Below are 23631 nucleotides of genomic sequence, written 5' to 3'. Positions count from 1 at the left end.
ACGATTATTACTTTACAGTATCAGAAGCTTCTTTGTTTAATTTTTTAAAATCAATTAAATATCCCAAAAAAGCAAATAAAACAATAAGATATGGTTGGTTAATCACACTTTGAAGACTAATCATAAATATATATAATACTAGTAGAATAGACATGGCAAAAAAGCGAAGCTGTGGATTTAAAGTCCAAGTTTTTAAAAAATAAAAGAATAAAATAAATAGAAAAAATAGGAAGGTAAATATTCCTGCATCCACCCAAATTCCAACATAGGTATTATGAGCACGCATAAATACAGAAAAGTCAACACCATTACCCATTATGGGATTTTTATAAAGATAGTAGGTTATATTTTCTAGAAGCTCGCCACGGCCTGAATTATCTACTTCATCAAAATTCAATGTCAAAACATTAACTAAATTATTTACCTTATTTATTTGAGCCTCAGATAAGCTTAAATTTTGAGCTTGGGACTGAATAGTAAAAATTCCAATGTAAAATAAAGGTATAGCTGAAGCAAATAAGATGATGCGAATCCCACTGAAAAACTTATAATTAATGAGAAAAAATACAATAGTGAATGTAAATAGACCCGTTGTTGAGAAGGTTAGTATCAAACTATAAAAAATAAGTGATAAAACTATAAATTTAAGAACCTTATTCAAAAGTTGAGTTGGTTGAAAAAATTGGTTAAAGAAAATAAATGCAAAAATGCTAGTATGGGCAGCAGCATTAGCATCCCCAGTTACTCCACCAGCACGGTCTAAGGCCCAATTGTGTACCTCTGCAGTTTTCATATTAATATTAAATTTAACAAAGAGAATGGTGATAAAAGATGATATTACAAAACAAATTGTAATAACTTTGAAATAAGTTAGGAACTCCTTTCGGTTACTTAATAAAAAAAAGAATCCAGTAAAAAAAATGACAGGAACAAGAGTCGCTATTATAGATGTTTGAAAACCGGAAACTCCTGACGCTAATAATCCGAAGCTATAGTACAAAATATAAAATACAAACCATAGTCTCGCTGTTTTCGATATAGTCTTAACATTGTTTCGAAATAAAATTAAACCTGTTACAATCAGAGTAAGATTCAAGTAAGCAATAAGTTGGGCCAAACTAGGTGCTATAAATTTAGACACCATCGCCTGAAGGTTCAAGCAACTAATGACCAATGGGACATAAAAACAAATTGAAACTATTAATTTATTCATTTAATATTCAATTATTTCATTAAATAATGATTCATATTGTTCAGTAATGACTTCGATATCAAAATTTTCAATTGATTTTATAGCATTTGATGAAAGTCGTTTTCTTAATTGTTCGTTTTTTATAAGTTTATTTAGACCAAGTTGCATTTCCTTTAAATCTTGATCTTTTATCAATAATCCGTTAACATTATCTTTAATTATATCTGACGGCCCTGTTTTGCAATCAAATGATATACATGTCATTCCTTGAGACATCGCTTCTAAAAGAACCATAGGTAAGCCTTCAAATCGTGAAGAGAGAATAAATATAGAAGATTGATACATTAAATCCGAGATGTTATTTACAAATCCCGTAAACACAATTTGACTATTCAGATTATGTTTATCAACTAAATTGTTTAAGTACCTCATACCATCATTACCCGCACCTGCTATTTTTAGGTTCCAATCGAGATTATTTTGTAAAATAGGCGCAATTAAATTTATTAAGTTATCAAATCCTTTATGATGATAGCGGTTTAAATTACCAACGGCTAAAATAGTTTTATCTCTATTATGCATGTTTTCCGTTAGAGACTTAAAACTACAAGGATTAGGCATCACACGAACATTAACTCCGTATTTTTTGTAATATTCAATATCAAAAACCGTTAATACGGTTAAAACGTCTGCTCTTTTATAGACGTATTTTTTGGTGAATTTTGAAATCCATTCACGACCTTTCATATATCTCAAATGAGAATTATGTTCTTGAGCAATTATTCTAATTTGGTAAAATTTTGCTACTAATATTGCTATCAAATTTGTTAAAGTTATCAATGAAACTATAATGTCAGGTCTCTTTTCTTTACTTCTATAATATTTAAATAAGTTAAAAATGCTTCTTAATGTATGACTTGGTATACCGCGGTTTTGATTTAAAACCACACGTTTTATAGACGGATTAAGCTCATACTTGTCTTTAACTCCAAACCAAGTTATAACTGAAATCTCATTGGCCTTATTTTTAGCAAGACTATTGACCATTAATGCAACTACACGTTCTGCACCACCACCTCCTAAAGAAGATACAATAAAATCTATTTTCATATTTTAAGTTTTATGAGTCCTAAGAGTCTTTTAGATACATTTCTGAATCCTATACTCGATATGTAGATTATAGGGGTGTATACAATCAGAACAAGTGCTAAAATTTTTACAGAATAATACACCAAACTAAAAAAAGAAATTTGTTCCAGTATGATGTATTCTTGAATTTGGTTGCAAATTATAAAAGGAATCACAGATGCTATTACCAACACCATAAACTCCTTCCAATAGTGCATCATAGGACTCTTAAAGCCGTATTTATATAAAAAATAGGGACGCCATATTAAAATCACTATTGAAAATGCAATGGTTGTTCCCATTAAAATTCCAGCAAGATCAAAATAATGCAATAAAATTATTGACATTCCTAGATTAATTATACTTTGAATAACTGGCGCCCATACGTCTTGATATAATCCATAGGCATCCTTAAAGTGATCTACAGGAATTCTTATTTGCATGATGAACATGTTGATGAGAAATAGGAGTAAGACATAATCACCTAGGAGATACTTATCACCAAGCCAAACTATAATAAAAGGTTCTGTTATAAAGTACAAAACGATTACAGCAACACCACCAATGTAAAACCGGAGTGCCATCATTTCCCAAAATACCTTCTTAATATTCTCTTTATTATTCTCTGCTACGAGATTACCTATGCCAGCGGCAGTGCCAGCGAATGCTGTATTTACAAGCTGTATAAGTCTGTTAAATACCAACTGATAATTACCAAAAAATGCAACACTTTCAACACTTATAAAAGCAAAAATTAATATTTGGTCAGTTCCACCAGTAACAAACGCTCCTAACTTATGAACGGATATTTGCTTTACTTTTTTTATGATTTCTGGATTGGTTTTTAATATTGAATTTGTAGTTTTTTGATTAATAGTCAACCATGAATAAATATGTTTGACTTTGGACCTTAAAAAATAACTATTAGCTATATAAAAGATTAATTCTAGGGTAATCCAACCATACACACTTTGATAATAATAGACGACAACACATTGAATAATTATTTTTATTAGATTAAGAGATTGTGTAGTGGAAGTAACGACATAATCTTTTTGATCAGCCTGAAGTAATATAATATGATAATTAAAGAAAAAGTTTAAACACATTCCAAATAGAAACGTGTAGTAGGTGTAATAAACAACAACTAATGAGGAATCTAAAGAGTCGAAAATTAACGGAAAAAAGAAGGAAAGTACGAGACCACCAATTAAAATAATTAAACCAATTTTTTTATATAAGTGACCAAATAAACTGATTAATTCATTAATGCGTCCATGTTCTTTATTAAAAATGGGCTTGTACAAACTAAACCCAACTGCGGCTCCAATGCCTAACTCAGCCAGATTTAAAAAGCTTAAAAAGCTTCTCAAAGTCCCTGAAAGTCCCATAAATTCATCCCCCAAATTGTTTAAAAATAATTTTCTAGACACAAATTGGAGAACCAAAAAAACAGCATAAAAAAACATGCTAAACTTCATGTTTTTTATTGCATGACTTACTCTAGACATTTTTTAGAATTTGATAAATTTGAGACTGTATTTCTATTCTCTTTTTATTTGTTAAAAGAAATATTTTATAAAATATTGGAGGTAGGATAAGAATAGTATAAGCATAAAAATGAAAATTATTCATATCATGATATTTTTTGATGGTTTTCCGAATATTTTTTCGATGAGTCTTATCTTTATCTAACTCAGTATTTAAATATAAAGAATCATAATGGTACGTTAAAAACTGAAACAAGTATTGTTTAGCCAAATCTTGTACCTCTTCATTGTATTGAGTGGTGTTTTCAACAACATAATTTCCTGCATTGATAGAGTTTAATTTTTTTATAGAATAGGGACTTCTAATAACACTTGTTGGATTTTGAACATTATAGACATAAAATGAGTTTTCAAAATAGCCTAAGCAAGAAATTTCATTTAGGAGATCTATGGTGTAGTATACATCTTGGTGTAAGATGCCTTCAATAAAAAAGCGATTTTTTAATAGAGAATGATGGTAAATTCGTCTCCAAACTGCAAATCTTTTATGCTTTATTATTCTTTTTAAGGCCGAATTCTTATCTTCGACTTTAGAAATAATGGTCTCGCAATCATTTCTATTTGCTTCAGTTAAATGAGATTCTACTGAGTTTGTTTCAACTACTTTTAAATGATTTGATTCGGCAAATTTAATAAGTTCACTAAACATATTAGGTTTTATCCAATCATCACTATCCACAAATCCAATATATTCACCTGTACATTCTTTAAGTCCAAAATTTCTAGCTATACTGGACCCTCCATTCTCAATATGATAAGCTTTTATTCGGTAATCTCTTAAGGCATATTCATCACAAATCGAGCCACTACTGTCCGTAGATCCATCGTCAATTAATAAAATTTCAAGATTATGATAAGTCTGATTAATTAAGGATTCTATACATCGTTCTAAGTACTCATCGACATTATAAACTGGAACAATAATAGATATTAAAGTATTCATTTCTAGGATTTGGGTTTAATGGAAAAGTCAATAGTTATTAAAATATTCCTATGTTAAGTGTCAAAACAAAAAATAAAAGGATATGTCACTTCTTCATTTATAAACACAGTATTCAATTTATTAGGAGCTATAATAATATGTTGTACGAATATTGAGCTTTTTTTTTAAGTAAAATAAAATTAAGGATAATTAATAGTTTTTTACGATTAAAGGCATCTTTTGCTTTTAAACCTCATTGCTCAAGCATTACGAAATATTTAGGCCAATAAGTTGTAGAGAATGTAAATATCCTTTAACAATCAAATAATATTTTACTATAAGTTAAAATAAGTTAAATTTTTAGATTTAAAAATCCATTTTTAAGTTTTATCCGTAATTACATCAGATTATTGTGCAATTCACCGGATGTTTTCTGACGTCTAATCAAAATCAGGAAACATAAAATATGTTTTTAAGACATAAACAAAATGAATTCTTACAAATAAATAACGTTTTGTCGAATAATATTGATTTTTAACGCCTTTTTATATTTATATTTTTTACTTTACGCCTAACTATAAATGAATAGCCCCAAATTAATAGTAAATTTTAGCCCCCATGAATATGATTCCTACACTGAGAGACACTATTATTAAATTAATAAATAGTCTCCTTATTATAATTGTCTTTCACAATGTTATAAACTCACAACAATTAGCTTTCCCAACAGCTTATGGTGCAGGAGCTAATACAACAGGTGGTAGAGGTGGTGCAGTTATACACGTAACTAACCTCAACGATAGCGGTGCTGGAAGTTTAAGAGAAGCGCTCTTAACACCTGGTACTAGAACAGTTATTTTTGATATAAGTGGTGTTATTGACTTACAAAGCCAAATATACATAAGTAGTAGTGATTCAGATAGAAGTAACTTAACAGTAAATGGTTTTTCTGCTCCAAATGGTGGTATAACTATAATAGGTGCGGCAATAAGATCTGGTGAAGGAACTGAAAATATGATTTGGAGAGGAATACGATTCAGAAATGGATATTTAGCAGCAGAGCCTAATGGAAGTCTTAATACATCGTGCTTAGGTTTTCGTGGAGCTTCAAATGTAATAGTAGATAGATGTTCTTTTGCTTACGCTAGAAGCAAAGGTGTTGGTATTGGTACATCTGGACCAGGCGAATATGCTGAAAAGATTACAATTCAAAATTGCTTATTTGGAGAAAGTCAACAAGCAATGTTAGTTGGTAATTCTGAAGCTGTAGAATTTGGAAATTCATCTATTTTAAGAAATGTAACCTCAAATGTAGGTTGGAGACATCCAAAGGGAGGAGGAGCTATGGATTTAGATGTGATAAATAATTTTCACAATAATTGGCAAGCCAGAACTATTAGAATGGATGCATATGATTTTAATTTAAACCTTATTGGTAACTATTATCAAGGCGGAGGAGTTACAGGAGTTGGAGAAAGAGATGATAAAGCAATTTTTGCAACATGGACAAATGCAACAATGAACCCACAAATTTGGGATGAAGATAATTTCATTGAAGCTCAACATCGACCTATAAATTACCCCGCACAGCCTGAATCGGCTTGGTTTCCATTTGCTACAAGTACAGAGCCTGTTAAGTCTGAATGGTTTGTTTCTAATAGATTACCACTACAAGGTGTTGATCCAGCTATTTTAAGTGCTCAGGATTTAAAAACAGAACTATTTCCAAAAGTAGGTGCTTGTGAATATATTGATAACAATGGAAATGTACAGTTTTTTAGAGATGATATTGATATTAGATTAATAGAGTTAGCTGATAATGATTCTGGAGGAGGTTATATAAGTTCGAGTGAATACCAAAATTTAGCGACTCAAATCATAATGCCAAGTGAAACAAGACCCGCTAATTTTTACATTACCAACCCACATATCCCTGAAGTTTGGTTTCAAGCCAACGTTCCAGAAGGACAAGACCATAACGATATTGCCCCTAGCGGGTATACTTGGTTGGAAGAATATTTAAATCAGGTAGATGTTGATGTTACAGCAATAGGTGTAGAAGGTGTTGCAGTTACGCCGAGCACGGCAGAATTACAAGTCCCGGAAACCCTAACATTAACAGTAACCATCAGCCCAGATGATGCTACAAATCAAACAGGTGTGTGGAGCTCAAGTGATGAAGCCATTGCCACAGTAGACTCCAATGGTGTCGTTACTGCAGTCTCAGAAGGAGAAGTTACCATAACCTTTACCACCAATGATGGTGGACTCACAGCATCAACCGAAATAACGGTTTTTCCTGAAGCGCTCCAGGCGAGCGCAGGTGATGACCAAACGATTTGTGAAGGGGAATCGATAACATTAACTGCTACTTCTAATAATGGCACAACTTATCTTTGGAGTACTGGAGATGCTACTCCAGAAATTGAAGTTAGTCCAACTGAATCATCAACCTATACTGTGACGGTCTCAAATGATGTAGGTGAGGAGGTAACTGATGATGTCGTGGTTACTGTTAATCCGGTTCCTGTCGCCAATGCGGGTAATGATGAAACGATTTGCCAAGGGGAAAGTATAACTTTAACTGCTTCGGGCGGAACAACATATCTCTGGAGCACAGGGGAGACTACCGCTTCTATTACCGTGAGCCCAGATTCAGAAACAATATATACTGTAGAAGCCATATCCAATGAGTGTTCCAGCACAGATGCTGTGTTAATTTCTGTAATGCCATCTCCAGAGATTTCAATTACTGATGATACCTATATCTATATTGGAGACTCAACCACATTGACAGTGAGTGGTGCAGAAACCTATGTATGGAATACAGGTGAATCAACGGAATCCATAACGGTTAGCCCAGAAGTAACTACAACTTACAGTGTTACAGGCTTTGCTAATGGTTGTGAAACAACTGCAGAAGTTTTGGTCACAGTATTGCCACCAACAAATGCTTATGCAGGAGAAGATGTTACTATCTGTTCTGGTGAGACTGTAACGTTAAATGCTACAGGAGGTATTTCCTATAATTGGGATTCTGGACAAACAGAGGCCTCTATAGACGTCAGTCCAACCCAAACAACAACTTATACAGTCACCGTTACGGATGCTTTGGGTGGCACAGATATGGATGAGGTTACCGTTACCGTAAATGAGACTCCTATAGTAACTGTTAGTGATGATGTTATTATTATGGAAGGAGAAAGCACTACGCTTACGGCTAATGGTGCACCATCGTTCTTTTGGAATACCGGTTATACTAGTGATACTATTATTGTAAGCCCAACTCAAACAACAACCTATACTGTTACAGGATCTAATGGTAATTGTGAGGCTACCGCAGAAGTTGTTGTGACTGTGATTCCAGAAGTGATTGCTAATGCAGGCGCTAACGTTACGATATGCTCTGGGGAAAGTGTCAATTTAACAGCAACTGGTGGAACAAACTATTCGTGGGATTCTGGTGAGCAAGTGGCCTCTATTACGGTAAGTCCGGCTCAAACAACAACTTATACAGTAACGGTATCAGATAATTTTGGAAATTCAGATTCAGACAGCGTTACTGTTACTGTAAATGAAACTCCCGTCATTACCATAAGTGACTCTGTTTCCATTATTGAAGGCGAATCAACGGTACTAGTTGCAGAAGGCGCTGACAGTTACCTTTGGAGCACAGGAGAAACAACACAATCGATTACCGTTAGTCCAACCCAAACAACAATTTATACGGTCACTGGTGCAAGCAATGGCTGTGAAGCAGAAGCAGAAGTTACCGTAAATGTTGAAGAACTATTTCAAGCTACGGCGGGAGATAATCAAAGGGTTTGTCAAGACGACAATTATGAAGTAGAGTTAACGGCTGGGCCAGGTGATACTTATTTGTGGAATACAGGAGAAACTACTCAGACTATATATGTAAGTCCTGTGTCCACCTCAACTTATACCGTTACCGTAACCCAAGGCAATCAAGAAGATACAGCATCTGTGACTGTTTTTGTGGACCCAAACCCCGATGTAGTCATTGCTAATGGGGATACTGTTGATATTTTAAATGGTGACTTCATTACCCTTTCAGCGTCAGGTGCAAACAATTATCAATGGAGTAATGGTGCCACCCAACCCAATATAGCTGTAAGCCCTTCTGAAACAACGACATATGAAGTTAGGGGATATGTTAATGATTGTTATGACGAAAAACAGGTTACAGTAAACGTGTATCAACCAGTGGTAGCTGATGCAGGTGAAGACGTACTTATTTGTTTGGATGAATCGGCGATATTAACAGCTTCTGGTGGTGATGAGTATCTTTGGAGTACCGGAGAAATAACGCAAAGTATTGAAGTTTCTCCACAGGCAACGACAGAGTATACTGTAACGGTTTTTAATGCTATGGATTATGACGAAGATTCTGTTATCGTTGGTATTAATGACAGTTGTTCTGATGACAGCACAGAACAACCTGATGAATCTCTAGATTTTTCAGTAATGGTGTACCCAAATCCAGCAACAACCTATGCAAATATAAGATTGTCGGGTGTTCTTGAAATCACCGAGATGTTAATGTATGATTTTACAGGTAAGCTCATTCTTCAGAGAGAAATCAATAATGAGGATTATAACGCAACGGTCATCGAAAAAGTTGATGTACGAGATTTAAGGCATGGTGTATATTTCCTTAAACTTATTGATAATGATAAAGAGATCGTAAAAAAGATTATTGTTAACTAAAAGTTGAAATTACTTTAATAAAAAACCAGATTAAAATGCTAATCTGGTTTTTTTGTTCTCCTTTTTTATCTAAGTGTTTTATGATTTAATGTCCAATAGACGAATATTCGAATCCAATTTTTTCCATTTCTGATTTGTTCAAGATATTTCTACCATCAAATATAAAAGCTGGTTTTTTCATAAGGTCATAAATCTTTTTCCAGTCGTAGGTTTTAAATTCGTCCCATTCCGTCATTATGGCAATGGCATGGGCATTTTTTACTGCATTATACGGATTATCAAAAGTTTCAACTAACTCTTTATTTTCATTTTCAGAACGTGTCTGTAAATAATTAAGGTCGGTATATACTTTTTTTGATGGAACTTTAGGGTCGTAAACCGCGATATTAGCCTGCTCATTTAATAAGTGATCAGCTACATAAATTGCAGCTGATTCTCTAGTGTCATTAGTATCTTTTTTAAATGCCCAACCAAGCATGGCTATTTTTTTACCAGATACAGTATTGTATAATGTGCTAATTAAATTATCTGAAAACCGTCGCTTTTGATGGTCATTCAAAATTATGACCTGCTCCCAATAATCGGCTACTTCATTTAATCCATAACTTCTAGCAATATAAACTAGATTTAATATGTCTTTCTGGAAACAGGATCCACCAAAGCCAACAGAGGCATTCAGAAATTTAGGTCCTATTCTAGAGTCCATGCCAATGGCCTTGGATACCTCTGCTACATTTGCTTCTGTTTTTTCACATAGTTCTGAAATGGCATTAATCGACGAAATTCGTTGTGCTAAGAAAGCATTTGCCGTCAATTTAGATAACTCAGAAGACCATACGTTAGTTCTCAATATTCGGTCTTGTGGCACCCAACTTCCATAAACATTGGCTAGACTTTCAATAGCATCTTGAGATTCACCACCAATTAAAACCCTATCAGGATTTAATAAATCTTGGATTGCCGTTCCTTCTGCTAAAAACTCTGGATTAGACAGGATGCTAAAGTTAACATCACCTCCTGTATTATGGAGTATGCTTTTTATTGCTTGAGCGGTTCTTACAGGTAATGTAGATTTTTCAACAACAATTTTATCAGTCGTGGCAACTTTAGCAATATTACGGGCACAAAGTTCTACATACTTTAAATCGGCAGCCATACCCTTTCCTTTGCCATAGGTTTTTGTTGGTGTGTTGACTGATATAAAAATCATTTCGGATTCATCAATAGCTTTATCTATCTCTGTAGAGAAGAAAAGGTTTTTCCCTCTTGTTTCCTTAACTATTTCTGCTAAACCCGGTTCGTATATTGGTAATTTTGAAACGTCATTCTCATTCCAAGCTGCAATCCGCTCTTCATTTATGTCTACAATGGTAACCTTTATGTTTGGGTTTTTTTTGGCTATTACTGCCATTGTAGGTCCACCGACATATCCGGCACCAATACAGCAAATGTTGTTTATTTGCATAATAATTTATATGTTTTTTCGATTTGTATTAATCTAATTGAGATGTATTTTATTTACAAAACAAATGTGCAGTAAATTATTGAAATGTTAGAATGTTTTATATAAAATATACCTTTTCAACGATTAACGTCCGAATTGTAGTCTATATTAAGAATAGCAGCAATGGTGTCACAATTTTGAATTTGTAATTCGAGAGCCTTATTCTTATAGCTGTTTTCAATGTAATAGATTTTACACGAGTCGAGATGAGTTTTACTTTTAGTAAAGTTTACGTTTCCGTACTTAATGAGGTTCACAACAGTTGCGGAATCAAGTTGGTAAGCAGTTATAAAATCAGACGCTCTAGAGGAGTATATAATAGGTTTAGAGCTAATATTTTTGACGGTTCTTGCATTTGGTCCATAATCGCATGAGGCGTTCTTGCCGTTTAGAAAAAACATTAATATAATTAAACCTATTCCAAATCCACCGAGATAGTAACCGAGACGCTGTGTAAATTTCATGGTGTAAAAGGGAGCTTTAAAAAATCAATAAATTCGCATCATTATAATCTAAACCAAACCAGTCGGCCACTGACTTATTGGTTAAAATACCATGGTATAGGTACAGGCCATTTTTAAGGCCTCGATCGAACCGCAATGCATTTTCTATACCTCCATGTTCTCCAATTTGTAATAAGTAAGGTGTAAAGATATTGCTTATCGATACGGAAGCGGACCGCGAGTATCGCGCTGGAATATTTGGTACACAATAATGGATAACGCCGTTATAATCGAATGTTGGGTGATCGTGCGTGGTGACCTCACTCGTTTCAAAGCAACCACCCATATCTATGCTAACATCAATTACTACGGAGCCCGGTTTCATGTGCTCCACCATAGTTTCAGTCACAACAATTGGGGATCGGTTAGAGCCTCTTACGGCACCGATGGCTACATCACATCGCTTAAGGGCTTTCAATAAATTTTTAGGCTGCATCGTTGATGTGTAAACCGTTCGTCCTAGACTGGTCTGTACGCATCTGAGTTTTGTTATGGAACTATCGAAAATTTTGACATTAGCTCCAAGACCAATAGCAGATCGTGCTGCAAATTCACCAACGGTACCGGCACCTAAAATCACCACTTCTGTTGGTGGTACACCATTGATATTGCCCATCATTAAACCATTACCACCATTTACGTTTGACAACAATTCAGATGCTATTAAAATTGAGGCTGTTCCTGCTATTTCACTTAAAGATCTCACGGCGGGATATGCACCATCGTCATCTTTTATGTATTCAAAGGCTAGGGCAGTAATCCGCTTTTTCGCTAAGGCTTCAAAATACCTTTTGCTTTGCGTTTTAATCTGCAGAGCAGAAATTAAAATAGTTTGTGGGTTGATATGTGCAATTTCGTCAAGAGATGGTGGTTCAACTTTGAGAATCATAGGACAGGAATACACCTTTGAAGTATCCTTTGAAATCTCAGCACCAGCTTCACTATAATCTTTATCTTTGAAATTAGCACCTTCTCCAGCGCCAGACTCTAATAAAACTCTATGGCCATTAGAGGTTAAAGCTGAAACAGCATCTGGTGTTAAACATACACGTTTTTCCTGAAAATGGGTCTCTTTTGGTATACCGATAAATAACTCACCTTTCTGTTTTAGAATTTCTAAGGTTTCCTCTTGCGGAAGTAATTGAGCTTTAGTAAAAGGCGATAAGGATTTACTCATTTAAGTTAGTTAATTGTTTATCCATTGCAAGATACTTAAACCTTTCAATAGTTCTTCTATTAATCTAACTTGAAGTTACGAATTATATCTTAAAATTACTGTTGTCTCTATTTAAAAATATTGTTTCATTTTATCCCAGAAGGTCTTAGGCTTAAGCATAAATTCTTCCTCGAGTTCTTCCATGGTTTTGTCAGAATCATTAATTTTATTAAACATTTTAGCTCTAATTAAATAGATAGAAGGGAAAACGATTGCCATTATGGGTAACAGATATAAAATATGCAGCTCATCCATGTAAACATCTGTTTTAATTGCTCCTATAACTTGAAATGTGAACATTGCAATAGGAACTATCAATGCATGGTACCACCAATGCTTACAAGTAAAAAACCAAATAAGAGAAAGTAGTAAAGGGATTACTTTCATCATTAAGACCCAAACACCCGCATTGGCACTCTTGTACCAATTACTTTTATAAGTAAACAGGAAATTATCCCACACTGGAGTGTCAGGAACATATTCATATAAATAAAACAAAAAGGGAGTCGCTGCAACCAACGTTGCAACTATACTCCCAATTAGAATTTTCTTGTTGTAAGCTTTCTTAGCCCCAGTGTGGTGGCTTAAGTTTTCTTTTGTCAACTTGTGTTGTAATTTGTCCATCTAAGTCGATAATGTTAGTTGCCTGTACAGTAAATAACATACCTCCGAAGATTGCGATTGCTAGCACTAATTTTTTAGCTTTCATAAATTCAAGGGTTTTAATTAATTAATTTAGTACAAAGTTAGGGCTCACTTAAGGCCTGTAAAAATCAACTTATGTTAAAATCCGATGAATTTCCAGCGTTCAGTTACGGTTTTTCCGTAATTGGTCAATCTAAGGAATGAAATGTTGTGAAAATTTTATCTAAATTTTCGTATCTGTCATGGCCATATTTTTGGTTAAACTTTTGTTCTCTATGGTTAATTTGAGGGATCTTTTATTATTGTCTATGCTAGTAATACTTATCGCCTGAGCGTTTTCCGGTATCAACTCTTTTACGCGGTCTGGCCATTCTATAAATATCCAATGAGTCGAATTCAAATAATCTTCAATACCAAAATTAAAAGCTTCCTCTACAGATTCTATTCTGTAAAAGTCAAAATGAAAAACTTTATCATTTGGTATGTGATATTCATTAACTATTGAAAAAGTAGGGCTCGTAGCTTCGTCCGTACTGTCCATAGCTCTCAAAAGAGCGCTGATAAATGTTGTTTTTCCAACACCCATTTCGCCGTATAATATTAACGTTTTACAGTCTAAATTATCCAGTACATTACGGGCTGTAGCGTCTATATCTTCTAGGTTGTATAAAAACTCTATAGTGTTCATAGCAGCAAACCTTTCTTATTCTGATACAATGATAGGTATAAATACTTAAAAATCCTAGAGAAACTTGCATTTCATCGGATTTTTATGCTTTTTACGGATTATTTTGGATCCAATACTACAAATGGAATGATCATTTCCTCAAGTGAAACACCACCGTGCTGATAAGTGTTTCTGTAATAGCTCACGTAATGATTGAAGTTATTAGGATAAGCCAAAAACAAATCACCTTTTGCAAAAATAAAGGAACTGCTCATGGTCAAGGCAGGAAGATAAATGCTTTTTGGGTGTTTAACGGCCATTACATCCTTGTCTTGGTATGTTAGACTTCTACCAGTTTTATACCTTAAATTCAAGCTAGTGTCCCTGTCCCCAATAACCTTGGTTGGGGCTTTTACATTTATGGTACCATGATCTGTGGTCAAAATTAGCTTGAAGCCAAGTTGCTGAGAGAGTTGAATCATTTCCAATAATGGTGAATTCTTGAACCAACTAACGGTTAAGGACCTATAAGCTTTATCGTTTGAAGCTAACTCTTTTACAACTTCCATTTCTGTCTTGGAGTGCGATAGCATATCTACAAAATTGTAAACGATTACATTTAGATCATTTTCTTTTAAGGATCTAAAATTTTCTACTAGCTTTTTTCCGGATTTTAAGTTGGTAATCTTGTGATACTCATGCTTTATATGACTTAAGCCTAAACGTTTAAGCTGCTCTCGTAAAAAATCATCCTCATGTAGGTTCTTTCCACCTTCATCCGTGTCATTTTTCCAATATTGCGGATAGAGCTGTTCCATATCTGATGGCATGAGACCAGAAAAAATAGCGTTTCTAGCATACTGAGTGGCAGTCGGTAAAATGCTGAAAAAAGCACGTTCTGAAGATTTCTTGTAATAATTGTTTACAATTGGCTCAAAAGCTTTCCATTGGTCGTATCTTAAATTGTCGATTACTATCATTATTGTGGACTGCTTATCGTTAAGTTCGGGTACAACTTTTTCCTTAAATAACGTGTGGGACATTATTGGTGCGTCTGTATTTGGTTCAAACCAACTGGGATAGTTTTTTTCTATAAACTTGCCGAACTGAAGGTTAGCCTCGTTTTTTTGTGACTCCAATATATCGGTCATCCCGATATCTTCGATGTTTTCTAATTGAAGCTCCCAATAAATCAATTTTTGGTAGAGGTCTACCCATTCTTCATAAGAGTTTACCATGGCTAAATTCATGGCAATTTTCCTAAATTCCTGTTGGTAATTAGAGGTGGTCTTTTCAGACACTAAGCGCGAATGATCTAGGTTTTTCTTAAGACTGAGCAATATTTGGTTTGGATTTACAGGCTTAATCAAATAATCGGCTATTTTACTGCCAATGGCTTCCTCCATTAGGTATTCTTCCTCACTTTTAGTGATCATTACCACTGGTAAATTCGCTCTACGTTCCTTGATCTCATTTAATGTTTCCAAACCTGTGAGCCCAGGCATGTTTTCATCTAAAAAAACAATATCAAAATTGGTGTCATCTATTATTTCAATGGCCTCCGTACCACTCTGGCAGGTAGTGACCTTATACTGTTTCTGTTCTAAAAAAAGAATATGTGGTTTTAATAAATCGATTTCATCATCGACCCAAAGAATATTTATCATGCTTGGTGTATATTTGCTTCCTGATTAATTAAATTATAAGCGTTTGTCAAATAACAAACTTAAAATATTTAACGATCCAATTTACGGTTTTATTACTATACCAAATTCGTTGATATTTGACCTTATAGAGCATAAATATTTCCAAAGACTTCGGCGTATCAGTCAAATGGGGTTGTCCTATTTAGTCTATCCGGGAGCTCATCATACCAGATTTCATCACGCCCTTGGTAGCATGCATTTAATGCAGAAGGCTATTCAAGTGCTTCGGTTTAAAGGTGTTGCAATTACTGAAGATGAAGAAAACGCTTTGCTGATAGCTATATTATTGCACGATATTGGTCATGGCCCGTTTTCGCATGCTATGGAACATAGTATAGTCAATAATATTTCGCACGAAGAAATATCGATTCGGTTCATGGAAAAATTGAATGTAGAGTTTAACGGAAGTTTAACGTTGGCTATTTCAATGTTTAAAGGGGAATATCCAAGGAAGTTTATGTGCCAGCTTATTTCTGGGCAGTTAGATATGGATAGAGCCGACTATTTGAAACGCGATAGTTTTTACACAGGTGTTGCTGAAGGGAACATTAATAGTGAGCGTTTAATCACAATGCTCAATGTAGTTGATGATGATTTGGTTATCGAAGAGAAAGGCATATACAGTGTTGAAAAATTTCTAGTTGCAAGACGGTTTATGTATTGGCAAGTATATCTTCATAAAACAGGGCTAGTTGCTGAGCAATTATTAACTAGGATTTTAAAACGAGCAAAGGAATTGGCGGAACTTGGCGATAACTTAAAGTGTAGCGAGCCCTTGGCTTTTTTTCTTAAGAACGAGATAACTGCCGAACATTTTGACACAGGTGTCTTAAATGTGTTCTCTAAATTAGATGACTACGACATTGTTTCAGCGATGAAGGCTTGGCAATATCATGACGATTTTGTGTTGCGTAACCTATGTGATATGATCATTAATAGAGATTTGCTCAAGATTAAATTTAAGAGCAAACCTATTCCTTCAGAGGAGCTAAAGGAACACGTCAACGCCTTAATCGAAAAATATAATATTTCTAAAATAGAAGCGGAATATTTTGTCTTTAGTGGTGAGATTACCAATCAGGCTTATAAACTAAAAAAGCAAGGAATTAATATTCTTTTGAAGTCTGGAAAGATAAAAGACATAGTAAAAGCATCGGATCATTTAAATATTAAGGCTCTAAGTAAACCGGTTACAAAATATTATATGTGCTACCCTAAAAATAATATGTGATACATTTTTTCTATTTTTGCCAAGACCAACAAAAAATAAATCCAATTAATTGAAATTTACAGCACAACAAATCGCAGGGATATTAGAAGGTACTATTGTTGGTAATCCAGATATTAAAGTTTCAAAGCTTGCTAAAATAGAGGAGGGTAAAAAAGGGACGCTTACATTTTTGGCCAATCCAAAATATAAATCTTACATATATACTACTGAGGCATCCGTTACTATCGTAAACGCTGATTTTGTGCCTGAATATGAGCTTAAGACTACTTTAATAAAGGTGGATGATGCTTACGGTGCTTTTACAAAGTTGCTGGAATACTACAATCAAATTAAACTAAATAAATCTGGAGTAGAGCAGCCAAGCTATATTTCAGAATCTGCAAAACTAGGTAATGATATCTATGTAGGAGCCTTTACTTATATAGGAGACAATGTCACCATTGGGGATAACGTAAAGATTTTTCCTAATTCCTATATTAGTGATAATGTGTCCATAGGGAATAATAGCATTGTTTTTGCTGGAGTTAAGATTTATTCCGATTGCGTTGTTGGAAATAACTGTTTTATAAATTCTGGTGCTATCATTGGTGCTGACGGTTTTGGTTTTGCGCCCAATGAAAAAGGTGAATATGCCAAAGTACCTCAAATAGGCAATGTTATTATTGAGGATTTCGTTGATATAGGTGCGGGTACGACAATAGATAGAGCTACTTTAGGGTCAACTGTAATAAGACGAGGGGTAAAACTCGATAACCAAATCCAAATAGCCCATAATGTAGAAATCGGAAAAAATACAGTAATTGCAGCCCAAACTGGTATTGCAGGGTCCACAAAAATTGGTGAAAATTGTCAAATTGGTGGCCAAGTTGGTATTGTAGGGCATATCACTATAGGTAACAATGTAAAAATACAAGCACAGTCTGGAATTGGCCGCAACGTAAAAGACAATGAGGTGTTGCAAGGGTCACCAGCGCTGACATACGGAGATTATAACAAATCTTATGTACACTTTAAAAACCTACCTAAGATTGTTAAAACTATAAACGAACTTGAAAAAAAAGTAGATGGCAATAATTAAAACCGAGTCAAAACAAAAGACCATTGAAAAAGAAGTCTCATTGGAAGGTGTTGGCTTGCACACGGGACATAACGTAAAATTAGTATTTAAACCAGGTGTTGAAAACTCTGGTTTTATTTTTGAAAGAGTTGATCTTGAAGGCAGGCCTAAAATTGAGGCCGATGCTAACTACGTAACCAATACCCAGAGAGGTACCTGTCTTGAAAAAAATGGCGTAACTATTCAAACATGTGAGCATGTTTTAGCGGCTTTAGTAGGTTTAGATTTAGATAATGTTATCATAGAGTTAGATGCATCTGAACCACCAATTATGGATGGGTCTTCAAAATTCTTTGTGGAAGCACTTGAAAAAGCCGTAATTGTTGAACAGGAAGCCAAAAGGGAAGAGTATGAAGTGACACAGATCATTTCTTATTCTGATGATGAATCAGGTAGTGAAATTATATTGATGCCTTCTACCTCTTACCAAGTGACAACTATGGTAGATTTTGGGACTAAAGTTTTAGGAACCCAAAATGCCACAATGAATTCTATTTCCGAATTCAAAACTGAAATTGCCAATGCCAGAACATTTAGTTTCCTGCATGAAATTGAAATGCTATTGGAGCACGGTTTAATAAAGGGTGGAGATCTAAATAATGCCATCGTATACGTGGATAAGGAATTGTCTCCAGAGACCATGGAAAAGCTCAGGGAGGCCTTTAATAAGGAACATATTAGCGTTAAACCTAATGGTATTTTAGACAACCTTACATTGCACCATCCAAACGAGGCAGCCAGGCACAAGCTTTTGGATGTGATAGGAGATTTAGCCTTAATCGGCACGCGAATACGTGGAAAGGTTATAGCAAACAAGCCAGGGCACTATGTAAATACACAATTTGCGAAAAAGATGTCTAAAATTATTAAAAATGAGAGACGTAATTATGTGCCTGAGGTTAATTTACACGCAGTCCCAGTTAAAGATGTCAATCAAATTATGGATATGCTTCCACATAGGCCACCTTTTTTGTTGGTTGATAAAATTATGGAGTTATCAGAGAACCACGTCATTGGTATAAAGAATGTCACTATGAACGAACCTTTTTTTGTAGGTCATTTTCCAGGTGCACCAGTTATGCCGGGAGTCCTACAAATCGAGGCCATGGCGCAAACAGGCGGCATATTGGTGTTAAGCACAGTTCCAGACCCAGAGAATTATCTTACGTATTTACTCAAAATAGATAATGTACGATATAAGCATCAGGTTGTTCCTGGTGACACGTTAATCTTTAAATTAGATTTATTATCACCCATAAGACGTGGAATTTGTCAAATGCAAGGACGGGCCTACGCCAATGGCAAGTTAGTTTCAGAAGCAGAAATCATGGCACAAATAACGAAAGTGAAATAATATGAACCAGCCTTTAGCATATGTGCACCCAGGTGCAAAAATCGCCAAAAATGTAGTTATTGAACCATTTACTACAATTCATAATAACGTAAAAATTGGCGAGGGTACTTGGATTGGCAGTAACGTAACAATTATGGAGGGTGCCAGAATCGGTAAAAATTGTAATATTTTCCCCGGTGCCGTAATATCTGCTGTTCCTCAAGATTTAAAGTTTAATGATGAAGATACTACTGTTGAAATTGGTGATAATGTAACGATTCGAGAATGTGTCACCATCAATCGTGGAACTTCTGATAAAATGAAAACAGTTATTGGTGATAATTGCCTTATAATGGCCTATTGCCATATAGCCCATGACTGTATTGTGGGTAACAATTGTATTTTCTCAAACAACAGCACCTTAGCTGGGCACATTACAGTTGGTGATTATGTGGTCCTAGCGGGAATGACAGCTGTGCACCAATTTTGTTCCATAGGGAATCATGCTTTTGTTACTGGAGGTTCTTTAGTGCGAAAAGATGTTCCGCCTTATGTTAAAGCTGCCCGGGAACCATTGTCTTATGTAGGTATAAACTCTGTGGGGCTAAGGAGACGAGGATTTTCAAGTGATAAAATCAGGGAGATACAGAGCATCTATAGAATATTATACCAAAAGAACTATAACAATACGCAGGCTGCTGAAATTATTGAGGCAGAGATGGAGGCAACACCTGAAAGGGACGAGGTACTTCAGTTTATAAAGAATTCGCACCGTGGTATCATGAAGGGTTATTTCAAATCAAATTAAATTTAAAACAAAATAATGGCAACAACATCAGATATTAGAAAGGGACTATGTATAAGATATAACCATGATATCTATAAAATTATTGAATTTTTACATGTTAAACCAGGCAAGGGTCCAGCTTTTGTAAGGACCAAACTCAAAAGTGTTACCACTGGCAAAGTCATAGACAATACATTTTCTGCAGGGCATAAAATAGATGATGTCCGGGTTGAGACCCACAAATTTCAATACTTATACAACGATGGTGAATTCTATCATTTCATGAATGAAGCTGATTATACTCAGATCAGATTGCTTGAAGCTGCCTTGGACAGACCAGATTTAATGAAAGAAGGTGAAGTGGTGACGGTTCTTATTAATACCGAAGATAACATGCCCTTATCTGTGGAAATGCCTGCAAGTGTGGTACTGGAAGTAACTCATACAGAACCTGGAGTAAAGGGAAATACCGCAACCAATGCAACCAAACCAGCAACAGTTGAAACTGGAGCTGAAGTAAACGTGCCGCTTTTTATTAATGAAGGGGATAAAATTAAAGTAGAAACTGAAAAGGGCACTTACAAAGAACGGATAAAAGAATAGATGAAGTTCCCAAAAGCATATCAACTCAAAGACATAGCTAAGCTTATTAGTGCTGAATATGTGGGTCCGCATGACTTTCCTGTACTGGGAATGAACGAAATACACGTTGTAGAACCAGGGGACGTTGTTTTTGTTGATCACCCGAAGTATTATGATAAGGCATTAAAATCAGAGGCGACCATTGTTTTAATAAATAAAAAAGTGGAATGTCCGGAAGGTAAAGCGCTTTTGATTTCGGATGATCCTTTCCGCGATTTCAATAAGTTGACAACTTATTTTAAGCCATTCATACCTTCAAAATCCACGATTTCTGAAAGTGCTACAATAGGTCAGGATACCGTTGTTCAACCTAACTGTTTTATTGGAAATAATGTCAAGATTGGTAAAAATTGTATCATTCATTCAAATGTAAGTATCTACGACGATAGTATCATTGGTGATAATGTTATTATACATGCTGGTACTGTTATCGGGGCAAGTGCTTTTTATTATAAAAATAGACCAGAGGGCTATGATCAGCTCCAATCTGGTGGCCGTGTGGTTATAGAGAACAACGTGGATATTGGCGCATGCTGTACTATTGATAGGGGCGTGACGGCAGATACAACCGTTGGAGAGGGCAGTAAGTTGGATAATCAGATACAAGTTGGCCATGATACCTTGATCGGTAAAAAATGTCTCATTGCCTCACAAACGGGAATTGCAGGTTGTGTTGTGGTTGAGGACGAAGTTACGATATGGGGACAGGTTGGTATTTCCAGCGGTATAACTATTGGGAAAAATGCAGTTATTTTAGCACAATCTGGTATAAGTAAATCTCTTGAGGGTGGAAAGACTTATTTTGGAACACCAGCAGAGGATAGTCGTAGTAAATACAAGGAGATGGTTTCAATAAAGAGAATACCTGAAATTCTGGAAAAACTCAAGAACCGCTGATTCCCAGTATCTATTTTTCAATCAATAAAAAAGATTAAAATCCCATTACTTAAAGATATTAAAAGTCTTATTTTTGCATCGATTTTAAACGTTATAATAGTCATTATTCATGAGTGTATTAGTTAATAAGAATTCAAAGATAATTGTTCAAGGTTTTACTGGTAGTGAAGGCACATTTCATGCTGAACAGATGATAGAATACGGTACTAACGTAGTAGGTGGTGTTACGCCAGGAAAAGGTGGGCAAACCCATCTTGACAAGCCAGTTTTTAATACCGTTGCTGAGGCTGTGGAGAAGGTATCGGCTGATACAACCATAATTTTTGTTCCACCTGCATTTGCAGCTGACGCCATCATGGAAGCGGCTGATGCTGGTATTAAGGTTATCATAACCATTACAGAAGGTATCCCAGTTGCCGATATGATAAGAGCCTATGACTATATAAAAGACAGACAATGTCGATTAATAGGTCCAAACTGTCCAGGGGTTATTACCCCAGGAGAGGCTAAGGTAGGGATAATGCCAGGTTTTGTCTTTAAAAAAGGAAAGATCGGAATTGTTTCAAAATCGGGAACGTTGACCTATGAAGCTGCAGACCAAGTAGTGAAGCAAGGTTTGGGTATTACCACGGCTATAGGAATTGGAGGAGACCCCATTATAGGAACAACGACTAAGGAGGCTGTTGAGCTTTTAATTAATGACCCTGAAACCGAAGCTGTTGTTATGATTGGTGAAATCGGTGGGCAATTGGAAGCGGATGCGGCCAATTGGTATAAAGGAAGTGGAAGCAAAAAACCTATTATTGGTTTTATCGCTGGGGAAACAGCTCCTGCTGGAAGAACCATGGGGCACGCAGGTGCTATTGTTGGAGGAAGTGATGACACGGCCCAAGCAAAGAAAAAAATAATGAGAGCATGTGGAATCCACGTTGTGGATTCTCCTGCTGAAATTGGAAAGAAAGTCGCTGAAGTCTTAGGCTAATCCAATTAGTAAAACTGTTAAAAACCTTACAAAATCTTGTGAGGTTTTTTTATTTCTTGCAATTTGTAATAGCTATCTTTGATAACATCTTTCAATAACATTTTAACTAACTAACTGAATTTAAGCGTATGAAATTATTAGAAGGAAAGACGGCAATAATCACCGGAGCAAGTAGGGGAATTGGAAAAGGCATCGCAGAGGTTTTTGCCCAACAAGGAGCTAATGTTGCCTTTACATACAGTTCTTCTGCTGAGGCGGCTTTGGCTCTAGAAAAAGAACTTATTACACAAGGTGTAAAGGCTAAAGGATACCAGAGTAACGCAGCCAGTTTTGAAGAAGCACAACAATTGGTAGAGGATGTTCTTGCTGATTTTGGCGCCCTAGATATTTTAGTTAATAACGCCGGTATTACCAAAGACAACTTATTAATGCGCATGTCTGAAGAGGATTTTGATAAGGTGATAGAAGTAAACTTGAAGTCTGTATTTAACATGACTAAAGCGGTTCAGCGCACTATGCTCAAACAACGTCATGGTTCTATCATAAATATGAGTTCTGTGGTAGGCGTTAAGGGCAATGCGGGTCAAACCAATTATGCAGCTTCAAAAGCAGGTATAATTGGATTTTCAAAATCTGTAGCTTTGGAATTAGGTTCTAGAAATATTAGAAGTAATGTAATTGCTCCAGGATTTATTGAAACCGAAATGACCGCAAAGTTAGATGAAGAAACTGTAAAAGGATGGCGTGACGCTATTCCCTTAAAACGAGGAGGTACACCTGAGGATATTGCAAACGCGTGCGTGTTCTTAGCGAGTGATATGAGTGCGTATATTACGGGACAAACCTTAAATGTAGATGGCGGAATGTTAACATAATTTGTT

At 35.3% G+C, this 23631-nt stretch carries 19 protein-coding genes; 9 read left to right on the top strand and 10 right to left on the bottom strand.

What is annotated here, in order from left to right; translation table 11 throughout:
- Positions 1–7: 7 nt before the first annotated feature.
- The 4 genes from CA834_RS08645 to CA834_RS08630 are packed head-to-tail and all read right to left on the bottom strand — an operon-like array spanning position 8 to position 4813.
- Entirely contained in the window at positions 8–1213 is a 1206-nt protein-coding gene (locus tag CA834_RS08645; protein ID WP_094968297.1) for an O-antigen ligase family protein, read from the bottom strand.
- Positions 1214–2302, bottom strand: a complete 1089-nt coding sequence (locus CA834_RS08640) for a glycosyltransferase family 4 protein (RefSeq protein WP_094968296.1) — start codon at positions 2300–2302, stop codon at positions 1214–1216.
- A complete protein-coding gene (locus tag CA834_RS08635; RefSeq protein ID WP_094968295.1) occupies positions 2299–3831 on the bottom strand; it encodes a lipopolysaccharide biosynthesis protein in 1533 nt (510 codons plus the stop codon). Before CA834_RS08635 ends, CA834_RS08640 begins: the two co-directional genes overlap by 4 nt.
- Positions 3824–4813 carry a glycosyltransferase gene (locus tag CA834_RS08630; protein WP_094968294.1) on the bottom strand — a complete coding sequence of 330 codons (990 nt, stop codon included), beginning with the start codon at positions 4811–4813 and terminating at the stop codon, positions 3824–3826. Before CA834_RS08630 ends, CA834_RS08635 begins: the two co-directional genes overlap by 8 nt.
- Before the next feature lie 603 nt (positions 4814–5416).
- Between CA834_RS08630 and CA834_RS08625 the strand changes: the two genes are divergently transcribed.
- Complete coding sequence (locus tag CA834_RS08625; RefSeq protein WP_165764777.1) at positions 5417–9520, top strand: T9SS type A sorting domain-containing protein; 4104 nt, start codon at positions 5417–5419, stop codon at positions 9518–9520.
- Between the two features lie 85 nt (positions 9521–9605).
- On the opposite strand, the gene CA834_RS08620 is transcribed toward CA834_RS08625, so the two are convergent.
- From CA834_RS08620 to porX, 6 genes are all read right to left on the bottom strand, one after another.
- Positions 9606–10985, bottom strand: a complete 1380-nt coding sequence (locus CA834_RS08620) for a nucleotide sugar dehydrogenase (RefSeq protein WP_094968292.1) — start codon at positions 10983–10985, stop codon at positions 9606–9608.
- A gap of 116 nt (positions 10986–11101) precedes the next feature.
- Positions 11102–11488, bottom strand: coding sequence for a hypothetical protein (locus tag CA834_RS08615; RefSeq protein WP_094968291.1), 387 nt, complete (start codon positions 11486–11488; stop codon positions 11102–11104).
- A 16-nt stretch (positions 11489–11504) separates the two neighbouring features.
- Entirely contained in the window at positions 11505–12704 is a 1200-nt protein-coding gene (locus tag CA834_RS08610; RefSeq protein WP_094968290.1) for an alanine dehydrogenase, read from the bottom strand.
- Positions 12705–12815: 111 nt separating this feature from the next.
- Positions 12816–13367, bottom strand: coding sequence for a hypothetical protein (locus CA834_RS08605; protein WP_240507541.1), 552 nt, complete (start codon positions 13365–13367; stop codon positions 12816–12818).
- A gap of 244 nt (positions 13368–13611) precedes the next feature.
- On the bottom strand, positions 13612–14076 hold the full coding sequence (tsaE, locus tag CA834_RS08600; RefSeq protein ID WP_206186861.1) for a tRNA (adenosine(37)-N6)-threonylcarbamoyltransferase complex ATPase subunit type 1 TsaE: 465 nt from the start codon (positions 14074–14076) through the stop codon (positions 13612–13614).
- Positions 14077–14174: 98 nt separating this feature from the next.
- The gene (porX, locus tag CA834_RS08595; RefSeq protein WP_094968289.1) at positions 14175–15722 is read right to left on the bottom strand and encodes a T9SS response regulator signal transducer PorX; all 1548 of its coding nucleotides are present in this window, start codon (positions 15720–15722) and stop codon (positions 14175–14177) included.
- A 43-nt stretch (positions 15723–15765) separates the two neighbouring features.
- On the opposite strand from porX, the gene CA834_RS08590 reads away from it, so the two are divergent.
- The 8 genes from CA834_RS08590 (at position 15766) to fabG (ending at position 23625) form a co-directional block, all read left to right on the top strand.
- Positions 15766–16992 (top strand): HD domain-containing protein, encoded by a 1227-nt coding sequence (locus tag CA834_RS08590; protein ID WP_094968288.1) that lies wholly within the window; start codon positions 15766–15768, stop codon positions 16990–16992.
- Between the two features lie 49 nt (positions 16993–17041).
- On the top strand, positions 17042–18070 hold the full coding sequence (gene lpxD, locus CA834_RS08585) for a UDP-3-O-(3-hydroxymyristoyl)glucosamine N-acyltransferase (RefSeq protein WP_094968287.1): 1029 nt from the start codon (positions 17042–17044) through the stop codon (positions 18068–18070).
- A complete protein-coding gene (locus tag CA834_RS08580) occupies positions 18057–19463 on the top strand; it encodes a bifunctional UDP-3-O-[3-hydroxymyristoyl] N-acetylglucosamine deacetylase/3-hydroxyacyl-ACP dehydratase (protein WP_094968286.1) in 1407 nt (468 codons plus the stop codon). The genes lpxD and CA834_RS08580 overlap by 14 nt, the downstream gene beginning before the upstream one ends.
- Before the next feature lies 1 nt (position 19464).
- Positions 19465–20250 (top strand): acyl-ACP--UDP-N-acetylglucosamine O-acyltransferase, encoded by a 786-nt coding sequence (gene lpxA / locus CA834_RS08575; protein ID WP_094968285.1) that lies wholly within the window; start codon positions 19465–19467, stop codon positions 20248–20250.
- Between the two features lie 15 nt (positions 20251–20265).
- Positions 20266–20832: an elongation factor P gene (gene efp / locus CA834_RS08570; protein ID WP_094968284.1), complete on the top strand. Its 567-nt coding sequence runs from the start codon at positions 20266–20268 to the stop codon at positions 20830–20832.
- On the top strand, positions 20833–21768 hold the full coding sequence (locus CA834_RS08565) for a UDP-3-O-(3-hydroxymyristoyl)glucosamine N-acyltransferase (RefSeq protein ID WP_094968283.1): 936 nt from the start codon (positions 20833–20835) through the stop codon (positions 21766–21768). It begins immediately after the preceding gene.
- Between the two features lie 109 nt (positions 21769–21877).
- On the top strand, positions 21878–22750 hold the full coding sequence (gene sucD / locus CA834_RS08560; protein ID WP_094968282.1) for a succinate--CoA ligase subunit alpha: 873 nt from the start codon (positions 21878–21880) through the stop codon (positions 22748–22750).
- Between the two features lie 128 nt (positions 22751–22878).
- On the top strand, positions 22879–23625 hold the full coding sequence (gene fabG / locus CA834_RS08555) for a 3-oxoacyl-[acyl-carrier-protein] reductase (RefSeq protein WP_094968281.1): 747 nt from the start codon (positions 22879–22881) through the stop codon (positions 23623–23625).
- The last annotated feature ends 6 nt before the right edge of the window (positions 23626–23631 follow it).

Source organism: Winogradskyella aurantia (assembly GCF_002266855.1).
GTDB lineage: Bacteria > Bacteroidota > Bacteroidia > Flavobacteriales > Flavobacteriaceae > Winogradskyella > Winogradskyella aurantia.
This window is presented reverse-complemented; position numbering and strand designations above follow the sequence as displayed.